This window comes from Roseomonas chloroacetimidivorans (genome assembly GCF_049629625.1).
Lineage (GTDB): Bacteria > Pseudomonadota > Alphaproteobacteria > Acetobacterales > Acetobacteraceae > Roseomonas > Roseomonas chloroacetimidivorans.
Map to the genome: position 1 here is coordinate 78,336 of NZ_JBNBZS010000025.1, position 11,305 is coordinate 89,640.

Annotated in this window: 17 protein-coding genes; 15 read left to right on the forward strand and 2 right to left on the reverse strand. The window is 67.6% G+C overall.

Features of this window, described 5'->3' with window-relative positions:
• Position 1: 1 nt before the first annotated feature.
• Entirely contained in the window at positions 2-970 is a 969-nt protein-coding gene (locus tag ACO1BU_RS19250) for a hypothetical protein (RefSeq protein WP_424137586.1), read from the reverse strand.
• Positions 971-1,219: 249 nt separating this feature from the next.
• Here ACO1BU_RS19250 and ACO1BU_RS19255 point away from each other — a divergent pair, with 249 nt between their 5' ends.
• From ACO1BU_RS19255 to ACO1BU_RS19265, 3 genes are all read left to right on the forward strand, one after another.
• Positions 1,220-1,381 carry a hypothetical protein gene (locus ACO1BU_RS19255; RefSeq protein WP_305281278.1) on the forward strand — a complete coding sequence of 54 codons (162 nt, stop codon included), beginning with the start codon at positions 1,220-1,222 and terminating at the stop codon, positions 1,379-1,381.
• 12 nt (positions 1,382-1,393) lie between these two features.
• Positions 1,394-1,960 (forward strand): hypothetical protein, encoded by a 567-nt coding sequence (locus ACO1BU_RS19260; protein WP_424137587.1) that lies wholly within the window; start codon positions 1,394-1,396, stop codon positions 1,958-1,960.
• Between the two features lie 621 nt (positions 1,961-2,581).
• Positions 2,582-2,905, forward strand: a complete 324-nt coding sequence (locus tag ACO1BU_RS19265) for a DUF736 domain-containing protein (RefSeq protein ID WP_293418161.1) — start codon at positions 2,582-2,584, stop codon at positions 2,903-2,905.
• 76 nt (positions 2,906-2,981) lie between these two features.
• Here the strand turns inward: ACO1BU_RS19265 and ACO1BU_RS19270 are convergent, their stop codons facing one another.
• Positions 2,982-3,212: a helix-turn-helix domain-containing protein gene (locus ACO1BU_RS19270; RefSeq protein ID WP_424137588.1), complete on the reverse strand. Its 231-nt coding sequence runs from the start codon at positions 3,210-3,212 to the stop codon at positions 2,982-2,984.
• 205 nt (positions 3,213-3,417) lie between these two features.
• Here ACO1BU_RS19270 and ACO1BU_RS19275 point away from each other — a divergent pair, with 205 nt between their 5' ends.
• The 12 genes from ACO1BU_RS19275 to ACO1BU_RS19330 all read left to right on the forward strand — a co-directional run.
• Entirely contained in the window at positions 3,418-3,675 is a 258-nt protein-coding gene (locus ACO1BU_RS19275) for a DNA -binding domain-containing protein (RefSeq protein WP_424137589.1), read from the forward strand.
• Positions 3,676-3,880: 205 nt separating this feature from the next.
• A complete protein-coding gene (locus tag ACO1BU_RS19280; protein ID WP_424137590.1) occupies positions 3,881-4,123 on the forward strand; it encodes a transcriptional regulator domain-containing protein in 243 nt (80 codons plus the stop codon).
• Positions 4,068-4,628 (forward strand): DUF2285 domain-containing protein, encoded by a 561-nt coding sequence (locus tag ACO1BU_RS19285; protein WP_424137591.1) that lies wholly within the window; start codon positions 4,068-4,070, stop codon positions 4,626-4,628. Before ACO1BU_RS19280 ends, ACO1BU_RS19285 begins: the two co-directional genes overlap by 56 nt.
• A gap of 142 nt (positions 4,629-4,770) precedes the next feature.
• Positions 4,771-5,052 (forward strand): helix-turn-helix transcriptional regulator, encoded by a 282-nt coding sequence (locus ACO1BU_RS19290; RefSeq protein ID WP_300576479.1) that lies wholly within the window; start codon positions 4,771-4,773, stop codon positions 5,050-5,052.
• A gap of 17 nt (positions 5,053-5,069) precedes the next feature.
• The gene (locus ACO1BU_RS19295) at positions 5,070-5,951 is read left to right on the forward strand and encodes a replication initiator protein A (RefSeq protein ID WP_305281296.1); all 882 of its coding nucleotides are present in this window, start codon (positions 5,070-5,072) and stop codon (positions 5,949-5,951) included.
• A gap of 211 nt (positions 5,952-6,162) precedes the next feature.
• The gene (gene parA, locus ACO1BU_RS19300) at positions 6,163-6,801 is read left to right on the forward strand and encodes a ParA family partition ATPase (protein WP_305281299.1); all 639 of its coding nucleotides are present in this window, start codon (positions 6,163-6,165) and stop codon (positions 6,799-6,801) included.
• On the forward strand, positions 6,798-7,040 hold the full coding sequence (locus ACO1BU_RS19305; protein WP_424137592.1) for a ribbon-helix-helix protein: 243 nt from the start codon (positions 6,798-6,800) through the stop codon (positions 7,038-7,040). Before parA ends, ACO1BU_RS19305 begins: the two co-directional genes overlap by 4 nt.
• On the forward strand, positions 7,037-7,513 hold the full coding sequence (locus ACO1BU_RS19310; RefSeq protein WP_424137593.1) for a DUF2840 domain-containing protein: 477 nt from the start codon (positions 7,037-7,039) through the stop codon (positions 7,511-7,513). Before ACO1BU_RS19305 ends, ACO1BU_RS19310 begins: the two co-directional genes overlap by 4 nt.
• 20 nt (positions 7,514-7,533) lie before the next feature.
• Positions 7,534-8,025, forward strand: coding sequence for a S26 family signal peptidase (locus ACO1BU_RS19315; protein WP_424137594.1), 492 nt, complete (start codon positions 7,534-7,536; stop codon positions 8,023-8,025).
• A gap of 2 nt (positions 8,026-8,027) precedes the next feature.
• A complete protein-coding gene (locus ACO1BU_RS19320; RefSeq protein WP_424137595.1) occupies positions 8,028-8,870 on the forward strand; it encodes a lytic transglycosylase domain-containing protein in 843 nt (280 codons plus the stop codon).
• A gap of 265 nt (positions 8,871-9,135) precedes the next feature.
• A complete protein-coding gene (locus ACO1BU_RS19325; protein ID WP_424137596.1) occupies positions 9,136-10,890 on the forward strand; it encodes a relaxase/mobilization nuclease domain-containing protein in 1,755 nt (584 codons plus the stop codon).
• Between the two features lie 114 nt (positions 10,891-11,004).
• A partial coding sequence (locus ACO1BU_RS19330; RefSeq protein WP_424137597.1) for a hypothetical protein occupies positions 11,005-11,305 on the forward strand: 301 nt, incomplete at its 3' end.

Here is an 11,305-nt window from a genome sequence, read left to right on the forward strand (position 1 = left end):
CCTATGGGTTTCGCTGCAACTCCTCATTCAGCGCATCGAGGAGCTGCCAAGCGCCGGCGTCCAATCCAGTCAGAGCTGTTGGATCCGTCGGCGCTGGTGGGACGGTAAGGACGCGCATAACCTTCACTGGCACAAACATGGGTCCGATCATCGGCACCATAGCTGAAACGGTCACCTGCCCCATGAAGGCGATGAGGGGACGCGCCCGCTTACCGTCGAAAAGGTCGCGCCAATCCTGATCAACGATAGATGAACGTACCTCTCGAACGACGCCATCAACCGCCGCGCCGACCGCTGATGTCGCCTCTGACGTGCTCGAGAACGCGCCGCTCCTTGCCATCGCCTCGTGTTCCAGGATGTTCTTGACGTTGATGAACACGACGCCGTTTCGCTCCGAGCGCTCGATCTGCTGCACCGCCTTCTGGACATTGCCGAAGATGGTGGGGCCCTTGGAAGAATGGCTCGCCTTGACGGCGATCGACCATTCCGTTCCTCCATGGGTCAACAAAACATCCGGGTTGGTCCCTCCAGCGCTTGCTTTTGGGTCTTCCAAGTCGACGGCCATTCCGCTGCCCAAGGCCAAACAGCCGACATAGAGTTCACTGTTCTTGTTGGCTGCCTCATCCGTCACGCGGCTTGAGGCATTCATACGAACCGAGCCAGTCACCATCTTGGCAAGATGCGGTCTGATAGCTTCAAACCCCCCGCTGTCGACGGCCCGATTGATCTTCGAAGCGAGGTCGCCAAGTCCCGCCAAAGCTCCGCCAGCTTGGACCTCTTCCCACCGATCCATCGCAGGCCGTTCATCGCTGAACACAGAATAGTAGAGGGTCGAGAACGCCGCGTAGCCTTGGGCTTTCAAGTCCGAACTGGAATCAACTGGCACACCCAAGCTTTCCAGCATTGTCGTTAGCCGAGTGATCTCTCGGTCAAAGCTACCAAATGAAACAATCTCGTCCCTGTGATGCACGCATCGCTCCTGTCGCTCGGCACGTCTTGTCGCTGCGACCCGGCACATGACCACGGCGAAGCACCCTGCTCTCATAGCCGCAATCCTTGGTCCAGATCCCGGCCTTCCACGATCAACCCGTGAAGGGTCCGCTAAGCAGAGCTTGCGGCCGCTGGGCTGACGCCGGCGCGGTGATCGCGGCCGTGTTCCGGACGCTTCGGGCGCCTGTCGAGCGGGGATGGTCCCCGCCTCCAGACAGGAGCCGGTACGATGTCGCTTTCTCTCGCCCAACGCAGCGCCTGGAGCCTCGCCAAAACCCTGATGGTCTGCGTCACCCTCTTCAAGGCCGGTCCGGGGTTCGGCGTGATGCCGTCATCCGAGTTCGATGGCGATCCCGAGAGCATCGTTCATGAATACGATCCGTGGGCATGAACCAGCTGCCGCGTGCGGGAGCGCAAAACCGCGTTCCCGCCAAGCCGCTTTTGCGGCTATACTGACATCCGCGCTGTGGTGGTGGTGGAGGCGCGACCGTTCCTCTTTGCAACGGAGTGCACCACCATGATCATTCCCGGTCTCGTCATACTGGTCGTCGCGCTAGGCGCGATGTGCTGGCTGCTGTTCAACCTCGCCGCCTTCGCGCTGCCCCTGTTCGCGGGTGTGTCGGTCGGGCTGCTCGCCATGGACGCCGGCGCCGGTCCCTTCGGCGGCATTCTCGTCGGTCTCCTGGTCGGGGCGACCACGCTCGTCGCGGGCCAACTCGTCTTCACCTTGGCGCCGTCGACCCCGGTGAGACTGGCGGTCGCCGCCGTGTTCGCGGCTCCCGCAGCCATCGCGGGCTACCATGCCACGCTTGGCCTGGCCGCAATGGCGATTCCGACTGAAGGATGGCGGCAAGCCTTTGCGATCATCGGCGGACTCGTCATCGGGTTCACCGCGCTGGCCCGCCTGAGCCTGCCTCGCGAGCGGGTCGAACCCATGGCCGCGCGCGAACTGCGCATGTCCCGGCACTGATGGGTGCCCCGGACGCGCGAAGCCGCCAGACTGGCTGAAGCGGCGTGCAGGGGCTCTGCGCCGGGCGTTGGGGTAACGGCCCCCTGATCTGCGGTGCAGGACCGTGCGCCAGAGGCGGCAAAGCGACGGTGTCGTGGAACGATCCTGCTTGGGCGCTCACGCTCCCGGGGGATTTTGACGGCTCGGAGCGGCGCTTCACCAGCCGAAAACCCGGGGTAGGAAGGCGGGTCGGGCAGCGTTCGGCGCGTGGACCCGATACGCCGATTTGCACGCTGGACTGGCCGGACGCCCTACGCCGAGCCTTTCGCCTTGCTTGGCGGTTGGCAAGTTCGCCAGGTCTGTCGTCGGATCGGCTGTCAAAGCACGCCCCTCCGCGGTCTCTTGATGGGCTGATCTGGCCGAAGGACGGCTTCGCCTCGAGCGCCTCAGCCGCAACGTCGTTCGTCCGACTTTCTTCCCCGGCCCTTTGGGCCTCCTCGCGGGACAAGAAAGTCTCCCGACCGACATCCTCCGCTGCGCTGCGGCCCTGTCGGGTGCGTCGTCGCTCGCCTTGCGGCCCTTCGATCACCATCGAGGCCGCGATGGGCGCGGTGCTCGAGACACCATCCAAGGAGAACGACCATGGCCACCATCGGCACCTTCAAGAAGAGCGGAAACGAGTTCAACGGCGAGATCGTCACCCTGAGCGTCCAGGCCAAGGGGGTCCGCATCGTCCCCGAGACCAACCGCAGCGGCGACAACGCGCCCAGCCACCGGGTCTATGTCGGCCGGGCCGAGATCGGCGCCGCCTGGAGCAAGACCTCCAACGAGGGGCGCGACTATCTGGGCCTCAAGCTGGACGATCCCAGCTTCACCGCTCCGATTTACGCCAACCTCTTCGACGACGAGGACGGCGACACCTTCAGCCTGATCTGGTCCCGCGCCTCCAAGCGCAACGGCGACTGAGCCGACCACCCCGCCCGGGCTAGCCCGGGCGGGGCTTCGCTTGATAGGCGAAGACGAGCGGGCATGAAGCGCCGGATCAAGCTGGCGGCGGCGCTCCGGCGTCATGTGATGCGCTGGGTGGCCGCAAGAGATCTGCGGCGTCTATCCCCAGCACCCGCGCCAGCCGATCGACGACATCGATGCTCGCGGCGTAGACGCATCGCTCCAATGCGCTGATATAGGTCCGGTCAATGTCGGCACGGTGCGCCAGCTCTTCCTGCGAAAGCTCCTGGGCCTGCCGGTAAGTCCTCAGGTTAAGCGCGAGCACCTCTCGTATCTCCATGGACGAGACAGCACGGGCTTGTCGAGTATTTCACCACGGAGTATTCTCTACAGACCTCATGCGCGGAGGCGTCGAGCGTGGAAGCAGTCCCCACTTCTTGGCTTCCAGCAGGGCGGCGAATTTACCCTGTGGCCGCGCCATCGCGTTTCGCTCACTCTGCGCTCCAGCCTTCGCTACAAGGCCCGCCGCGATGAACGACCGCCCCTTCTTGGATCAAGCGCCAGACGCTCCCGAGCTGACCGACTATGATCGCGGGCAGATGCAGACCTATCTGCGCCTGCTGGACGCGGCTGACGAGGGCGCTGACTGGCGCGAAGTGGTGCGGATCGTCTTCGGGCTCGACCCCGACGTCGACACCGAGCACGCACGAACCCTGTACGACAGCCATCTGGCCCGGGCGCGCTGGATCAGCGCTCAGGGCTATCAAGGTCTTGTCTGGAGCAAATGACCGCCCCAGGCGCTGTCGCCGGGGAGGCGTTGCGCTGCGCCTGCCAAGGTGCGAGACAATCAGAATCAACGCCCGAGATGAGCAAAAGGCGTGATCGGTTTTCGCGATCACTTGCTCAGCATCTCCGGGGTTCAATATCTCCGTCCGAAACCCGAATCCTCTGCCGCGCGCGCAACTCCAGCGCGTCTCAGTCAGGGGGATCGTGATGTCGAGTAAGCCGAACTGGCGTGATCCGGCCGCCTATCATCAGGCGGCGCAGCTCCCGGTTGCGGATCTGGCCTGGGAGTTCCTGCGGCGCGACATCGGCTATCGGCGGGCCTATGCGTCCGCGGTGCGCCACACGCCCGAAGCCGCCGACGTGATTGCGCAGCGCTGGGGCTTGCGATTTCGCCGTGGACCCACGCCTGGCCGCAGGCGATGCCGAAGTCTATTGGCTTCCGAGCCTTGATCCTCGCCTTGTCCAGCTCGTCGGTGACACGAGCGGACTGGCCGTCATCACCACAAAAGACCTCCCTGCGCGCCAGGTGCGGCGCGCCGATGAGGGCGCCTACGCCAAGCTGGGCCTGCCCACCGGCGCGAGCACAGCTCTAACTCCGGCCGACCTTCCGGCGGACGCTCCGCTCATGGCGCTGGTTCCGCTCGACGCCAGCGCGCCGATCCGCCTTGAAGCACTGGCGCACTTGTGGCGCATCCTACTCGGCCAGTCCTCCGGCACGCCTCCGGGCGACATCAGCCCTTCGCGGCGGGAGCGGCTCGCCCTGGCGCTGCGGGCCGCCGACGGCCGTCAGGCGAGCGCCACCCGCCGCGAGATCGCCGAAGTCATCTTCGGTCCCGACGCGGTGCCCAACGGCGTCGCCTTCGACGACCACCACCTCCGCAGCCGCACGTCCCGCCTGATCCGCGACGGCCTCGCCATGATCGCTGGCGGCTATCGCAAGCTCCTCAAGCCCTAGCATCGACAGGCGATCCCGGCCTGCGCCGGGTCGCAAAGCGGACCCTCGTTTCCGACCCGCCTCGACCCTTTTGCACTTCGCCAATCTCGCCTCCGACCGACGGCCGCCCTCGCGGGCCGCCGCAAGCCTTCGGAGGCCCGATATGTCCTCACCCGCCGCCTTGCCGCCCCGTTACCTGCGCACGCCCGAAGCCGCTCGGTTTCTGGGCCTTTCAGGGCGCACCCTCGAGAAGCACCGAACCTATGGCACCGGACCTCGCTACTCCAAGATCGGCGGGCGCGTGGTCTACCGCGTCGAGGACCTGCAGATCTGGGTCGATCGCGGCGCCAAGTCCTCGACGAGCGATGAGACCGGCAGCGTGGTCCTGCCGGCAAAACGCCACGCTATTGCCCCGCCGGCTTTCGCCGACGAGCGGCGCGGCTGAGTACGGGATCCGGTGCGATGTCGGCGCGACGACGCCCCTCCCTTGAGCGTGAGCAGCTGGAACTGTTCCGGGCGCTGCCGGGCGATCTCGCACCACGCGATGCGCAGGACCTGATGGCCTATCCGTTCTTCAGCCTGGCCAAATCCAAGCGCCTCAAGCCCATCGATTTTCAGGCGGGGCCTGTCGCCATCCGCGTCGAGGCCGTCCCCGAGCACGGCATGGCCACGATCTGGGACGCGGATGTCCTGATCTGGGCGGCGAGCCAGCTGGTGGAAGCCCGCGACCACGGCCTTCGCACCTCCCGCCTGATGGCCGCGACGCCCTATGAAATCCTGACCTTTGTCGGCCGAGGCACCTCCGTTCGTGACTACGACCGGTTGAAGGCTGGCCTCGACCGCCTGCAGGCGACGACGATCGCCACCACCATTCGCCAGCCCACCGAGCGGAGGCGACACCGCTTCTCCTGGATCAACGAATGGAAGGAAACCGCCGACGCCAAGGGCCGGCCCTATGGCATCGAGCTGATCCTCCCCGACTGGTTCTACTCAGGGGTCCTGGACGATGCGCTCGTTCTCACCATCGACCGCGCCTACTTCGATCTCACCGGCGGGCTCGAGCGCTGGCTGTACCGCATCGTGCGCAAGCATGGCGGGCGCCAACCCGGCGGCTGGAGCTTCGACCTCACCCATCTGCACGCCAAGTCCGGCTCGCTCAGCCCGCTGAAGCATTTCGCCTACGACCTGCGCGACATCGTCCGGCGCCAGCCGCTGCCTGGTTACAAGCTGACGCTCGAACGCCCCTATGGCTTCGATCGGCTGGTCTTCGTCCCCACCACCGATCCCCTGGACTTCGCCATTCCTCGCCGCCTGCGGGTCGCCGCGACGGGGGAAAAGCTGTGAATTGTCTCGTGCTATCGAGGACCGGGACTATCGTGCCATCGGGGACCGCGGTCTCGTGCCATCGGGGACCGAATTGGCGGAATAATTCCTATTTCTCCGCGACTTGTCCGCCCCTTAACTTCCCTAACCTAGAATCCTACGGATTCTTTCTAACGCCCGGCATCCGCCCTGAAGCCGCTTGGTCCAGGCGCCGGCCAGCGGGGGGACGCCGATGATCGTCGCCCTGCTCAACCAGAAGGGCGGCGTCGGCAAAACGACCCTCGCCTTGCACCTGGCCGGCGCCTGGAGCGCTCGCGGTCGGCGGGTGCTTGTCGTCGATGCGGACCCGCAAGGCTCGGCCCTGGACTGGGCTGAACAACGCGTGCGCGAGGGTCTGCCGCGGCTGTTCGGCGTTCTGGGCCTGGCGCGCGAGACGCTGCACAAGGAGCTTCCGGAGCTTGGACGCGACGTCGACCATGTGGTCGTCGATGGGCCGCCGCGCGTCGCAGGGATCGCCCGCTCGGCGCTGCTCGCCGCCGATCTCATCGTCATTCCGGCTCAGCCCTCTCCCTTCGACGGCTGGGCTTCGGCCGAAATGCTCAGGCTGCTCGACGAGGCCCGGGTCTTCCGCCCGCAGCTACGCGCCAGGATGCTTCTGAACCGTTGCGCGGCGCGCACGGTGATCGCCCGCGAGACGGCCGAGGCCCTCATCGATCAGGATCCCCCGGTGCTGGCGAGCCGCATCGGCCAGCGCGTCGCCTTCGCCGACGCCGCGCGGACCGGGCGCCTGGCTTCCGAAATCACCGGCGGCGAGCTGGCGGCGCGCGAGATCAGCGCCTGTGCGGCCGAACTCGATGGGCTGGCGCCATGACCGGGAGCCGCAAGCCCGCCTTCATCCAGCGTCCCAGCGATCCCGAGGCGTGGGTGCGCGCACCGGACCGCGCTGCGATCGGGCCCAAGGAGGCGTTCACCGCGCGCCTGACGATCGACGTCACCCCGGCCATGCGCGGCCGGCTCAAGATCATCGCCTTCCGCAACGGCCAGACCGTGGCCGACATGCTGCGCGCCCTGCTCGACCGCGAGTTCCCCGACGACGGCGACGCCTCATGACTGGGCTCGCCGCCGCCAGAACCCGGGTCGAGCTCCTTCATCTGGAAGGCAAGATCGAACGCTGGATCCGCTTCGGCGAGGTGGCCGAAGAGGAGATCCTGGATCGCCGCCGTCGCGCCCTGTGGTTTGCGCCAGGCAGCGTCTTCGCCTTCGTCCGCTGGGCCTCGGGCGATCATGGCACGATCGTCTCGCGCATCGACATCCTTCGCGCCTGTCGCGCTGGAGAGGCCTACACCACCATACCCGGCGTCACTCCCGGCGGCGAACTGCTGCTGCGGGCGAACGGATGGCGCAAAGTCGAGCGCGTCCTCGTCGCGATCGATCAGGTCGAGGCGCTCGGCGTGGCGCCGACCGACGCCTGTCCCGATCATTGGCGACACATCCACAACCGCCTCGCCGCTGCTGACGAGCCGCGCCCCTATACGGCGCGGCGACATGCGGCGTGGCTCGCACGGCGGAGCCTGGACCTATGACCCGCGCCTGGAAACCCTTGATGGCGGCGTCCGCCGCCGTCGCGCTTCTTGCGATCACGGCGGTCACGCAGCCGCCGCCGCGGCTGATCTGGAACGCCAGCGCCAGCGTGCCGATCGGCCTCTACGCGATCAGTCCGCCTCGGCCGCTGGCGGCGGGAGATCTCGTCGCTGTCGAGCCACCAGCGCCGCTCGCCGGCTTTCTCTCCGAAGGCGGCTATCTCCCGCCAGGCGTGCCGCTGCTCAAGCATGTCGCCGCCCTTCCAGGACAGCGCGTTTGCCGCATCGGCCGCACGATCACGGTCGACGCAGAGATCGTCGGCGAGGCGTCGCTACGCGATCGCCGCGGGCGCTCCCTGCCCGTCTGGAGCGGCTGCATAACGCTGACGGACGGCCAGGTCTTCCTGCTGAACCCCGGCACCCCAGCGTCGCTGGACGGGCGCTACTTCGGCCCTCTGCCAGCCTCCAGCATCATCGGCCGCGCCCGGCCCGTGTGGACACGGGAGGGCGACTGACGATGCGGATCATCGCCCCCGCTCGCCTTGGTTTCGCTGCGCTCATCCTGGCGTTCGGTTGCGCCACAGCCCATGAAGCCGCCGCCCAGGATCGTCCCGCCGCGTCGCCGAGGGGCATCGATCCCGTGGCAGACGCCATCGCAGAAGCCTCGCGCCGCTTTGGCGTGCCGCAGCATTGGATACGTGCGGTCATGCGCGTCGAAAGCGCCGGCGACCGAACCGCCGTCTCCCGGGCCGGCGCCATGGGGCTGATGCAGATCATGCCTGGGACCTACGCCGAACTGCGGCGCCAGTACGGTCTGGGGCCTGATCCCTTCGATGTCCGCGACAACATTTTCGCCGGCGCCGCCTATCTGCGGCGGATGTATGATCGCTACGGCGCGCCAGGATTTCTCGCCGCCTACAATGCCGGTCCGGGACGCTGGGAAAGCCATTTGGCGGGGCGTCGCGCGCTGCCCGCCGAGACGATCAACTATCTCGCCCGCCTTGCGCCAGAGCTCGGCGTTTCGCTCGAAAGCGTCGCGGTCGCCGCGCCCCCATCGCCTCCTCCTTCCCCCTTCGAGGCCCCGCTTTTCGTGCAGATCAGTGCCCATTTGGCGTCGCAAGCATCGCCCGTCGATCGGCGGCGGACTGACGAAGCCACAGCGCCCGATCTGACGCGCGCGGCGCCGAATGATCGCCAATCCTCACCGCCAAAAATCGCCATTCCGCGCACGGGACTTGGCGCCGCGCGCGCGGCCGATAACGACGCAAACGATGCGGCGATCACGCGTTTGGCTCCGCCCGTACCGGCAGCAAGCGGCCTGTTCGTGCCCCGGACCTTCGAGCGGAATCCCCAGCGATGATCCTCCTCGACCGGCGGGCACACGGCGGCGATCGGCGGCGGCAGTGCACCGGCGGCGGCGCGGGTCCGTCAAACCGCGGATCCGGCAGGCAAAAACAGAGCAGAGGGCAAGATAAAAACCCTGCCTGCGGCGATGGGCTATGCGGTTGGGATTACAGGCTATTTTCGTCTGGCACCAGTGCGGACCCTGCCAGACATTCTGTTCATTTCCCCTGGCCGATCAGGCCCTTGGCCGCCAGCAGCGCCATCGAAGGCCGGATCGGCGCATGAGCCAGCGCGACAGCGATCTTCATGTCCGGCCGGGACGGGTCAGGGACGGCGGCGCGCCCGGGGGCAAGGCCAAGAGCTTCGTCGGAAAGGTGATGCGCGCCGCCCAGCGCGCCGGCCATCCCGGCTCGCGCTTCGCCGGAGCGGGCCGCGGGCGTTCGACCTTCGGGCGCGGCCGCCTCGCCAGCGCGCGGGCGGCGCTGCGCAGTCCCGGACGCCGGGTCCTCATCAAGGCTCGCGTCGCGCGTCATCGCGGTAGCCGGTTTCGCGCCGCGCCGCTCGCCACCCACCTCAGCTACCTGCAGCGCGACGGAACCAACCGTGACGGCGCCGCCGGACGGCTGTTCGACGCCCAGAGCGAAGATGTGGACGGGCGCGCCTTCGCCGATCGGTGCGAAGCCGATCGGCATCATTTCCGCTTCATCGTCTCGCCCGAGGACGCCGGCCAGATGGGCGATCTGCAAGGCTTCACCCGCGATCTGATGGTCCAGGCTGAACAAGACCTTGGCACGCGCCTCGACTGGGTGGCGGTGACCCATCACAACACCGACAATCCGCACGTCCACATCCTCGTGCGGGGGCGCGCCGACGACCAGGCAGACCTGGTCATCAGCCGCGATTATATCGGCCGCGGATTGCGCGCCCAGGCCGAACGCCTGGTGTCGCTCGAGCTTGGGCCGCGTAGCGAGCGGGACATCGCCGCGGCGCTGCGCCGTGAGGTGGATGCGGAGCGCTGGACCGGCCTCGACCGGACGCTGCGCGGCTGCGCCGACGACGCCGGCGGCGTCATCGACCTGAGACCGGGCGGTGCGGCGCACGACGACCGCCAGCTCCATCACGTCCTGGTCGGACGCGCTCAGCATCTCGAACGGCTCGGCGTCACCGAGGCCATCGGCCCCGCCCAATGGACGATGGCGCCCGACGCCGAGGCGACGCTGCGTGCGCTTGGCGAACGCGGCGACATCATCAAGACCATGCACCGGGCGCTTGGGGGTCAGGGACAATCGCGCGGCGTCGCCGCCTTCGCGATCCACGGGGACTCTGCGCCCAATGTGACGGGGCGCCTGGTCGACCGCGGCCTGCAGGACGAGCTGACCGGATCGGCCTATGTTGTGATCGACGGCATCGACGGCCGGACGCATCACGTGCGCTTCCCAGACCTCGCGGCGACTGGCGACGCGGCGATCGGTGCGATCGTTGAAGCCCGGCCGTTCACCGGCGCGGATGGTCGGCAACGTCTCGCGCTCTCGGTCCGCTCAGACCTCTCTCTCGCCGAGCAGATCACGGCCTCCGGAGCGACCTGGCTCGACCGTCACCTGACCGCTCGCGACCCGGCCCCGGTGGCGGCGACCGGCTTCGGCAGCGAAGTTCGCGAGGCGCTCGAACAACGGATCGACCGGCTCGCGAGCCAGGGGCTGGCCCGGCGGCAGCCGCAGGGGCCGACCTTCGATAAAGATCTGATCGCAGCCCTGCGGCGGCGCGAACTTGCAGACGCTGCGGCTCGGCTGGCGACGGAAACAGGCCTGCCGCATCGCCCCTCCGGCGCCGGCGATCAGGTCGCGGGCGTCTATCGCCAACGGGTCACGCTCGCCTCCGGCCGGTTCGTGATGCTCGACAATGGCCTCGGCTTCGAGCTCGTGCCGTGGAAGCCCGCCATCGACCAGCACCTCGGGCGGCACATCGCAGGCGTCGTCCAGCCTGGCGGAACCGTCGACTGGTCGCTCGGGCGCAAGCGCGGGCTGGGCCTCGGCTGAACCCCCGCCGATCTGCACGCCAACCTATCCGGCCGCGCGACACCATGGGCCGAAGTCTTGCAACGCCGATGACCTTTCCCAGGGTCGGCGCACTGCCCTGTCAGGAGTGTCGCAATGTCGGCCACCCGCATTCTCTGGGGCCAGGTTCTGATCGTCGCCCTTATCGCGTTGATCTCGGTCTGGGCCGCGACCCAATGGACCGCCTGGCGCCTCGCCTATCAGCCGGAGCTGGGCGCCCCGTGGTTCGTGTTCGCCGATCATCCGATCTACGCGCCGCCCGCCTTCTTCGTACCCATCCGCCGACGGCCGCCTTCCCTGGCCTGGGTGCCCGCTGATCTTACTGACGTTCGTAAGAGTGTCGGTAAGGGCAGGTGGGTGGGATGGAGATCATCAGCGGGGTCGAGCGGCGTCGGCG

What these genes read in the sequence shown, in the direction of transcription:
- ACO1BU_RS19255 (WP_305281278.1), top strand. Translation starts at nt 1,220, where the DNA reads ATGTCGCTTTCTCTCGCCCAACGCAGCGCCTGGAGCCTCGCCAAAACC.
- ACO1BU_RS19265 (WP_293418161.1), top strand. Translation starts at nt 2,582, where the DNA reads ATGGCCACCATCGGCACCTTCAAGAAGAGCGGAAACGAGTTCAACGGC.
- ACO1BU_RS19275 (WP_424137589.1), top strand. Translation starts at nt 3,418, where the DNA reads ATGAACGACCGCCCCTTCTTGGATCAAGCGCCAGACGCTCCCGAGCTG.
- ACO1BU_RS19280 (WP_424137590.1), top strand. Translation starts at nt 3,881, where the DNA reads ATGTCGAGTAAGCCGAACTGGCGTGATCCGGCCGCCTATCATCAGGCG.
- ACO1BU_RS19290 (WP_300576479.1), top strand. Translation starts at nt 4,771, where the DNA reads ATGTCCTCACCCGCCGCCTTGCCGCCCCGTTACCTGCGCACGCCCGAA.
- ACO1BU_RS19295 (WP_305281296.1), top strand. Translation starts at nt 5,070, where the DNA reads ATGTCGGCGCGACGACGCCCCTCCCTTGAGCGTGAGCAGCTGGAACTG.
- parA (WP_305281299.1), top strand. Translation starts at nt 6,163, where the DNA reads ATGATCGTCGCCCTGCTCAACCAGAAGGGCGGCGTCGGCAAAACGACC.
- ACO1BU_RS19305 (WP_424137592.1), top strand. Translation starts at nt 6,798, where the DNA reads ATGACCGGGAGCCGCAAGCCCGCCTTCATCCAGCGTCCCAGCGATCCC.
- ACO1BU_RS19310 (WP_424137593.1), top strand. Translation starts at nt 7,037, where the DNA reads ATGACTGGGCTCGCCGCCGCCAGAACCCGGGTCGAGCTCCTTCATCTG.
- ACO1BU_RS19315 (WP_424137594.1), top strand. Translation starts at nt 7,534, where the DNA reads ATGGCGGCGTCCGCCGCCGTCGCGCTTCTTGCGATCACGGCGGTCACG.
- ACO1BU_RS19320 (WP_424137595.1), top strand. Translation starts at nt 8,028, where the DNA reads ATGCGGATCATCGCCCCCGCTCGCCTTGGTTTCGCTGCGCTCATCCTG.
- ACO1BU_RS19325 (WP_424137596.1), top strand. Translation starts at nt 9,136, where the DNA reads ATGAGCCAGCGCGACAGCGATCTTCATGTCCGGCCGGGACGGGTCAGG.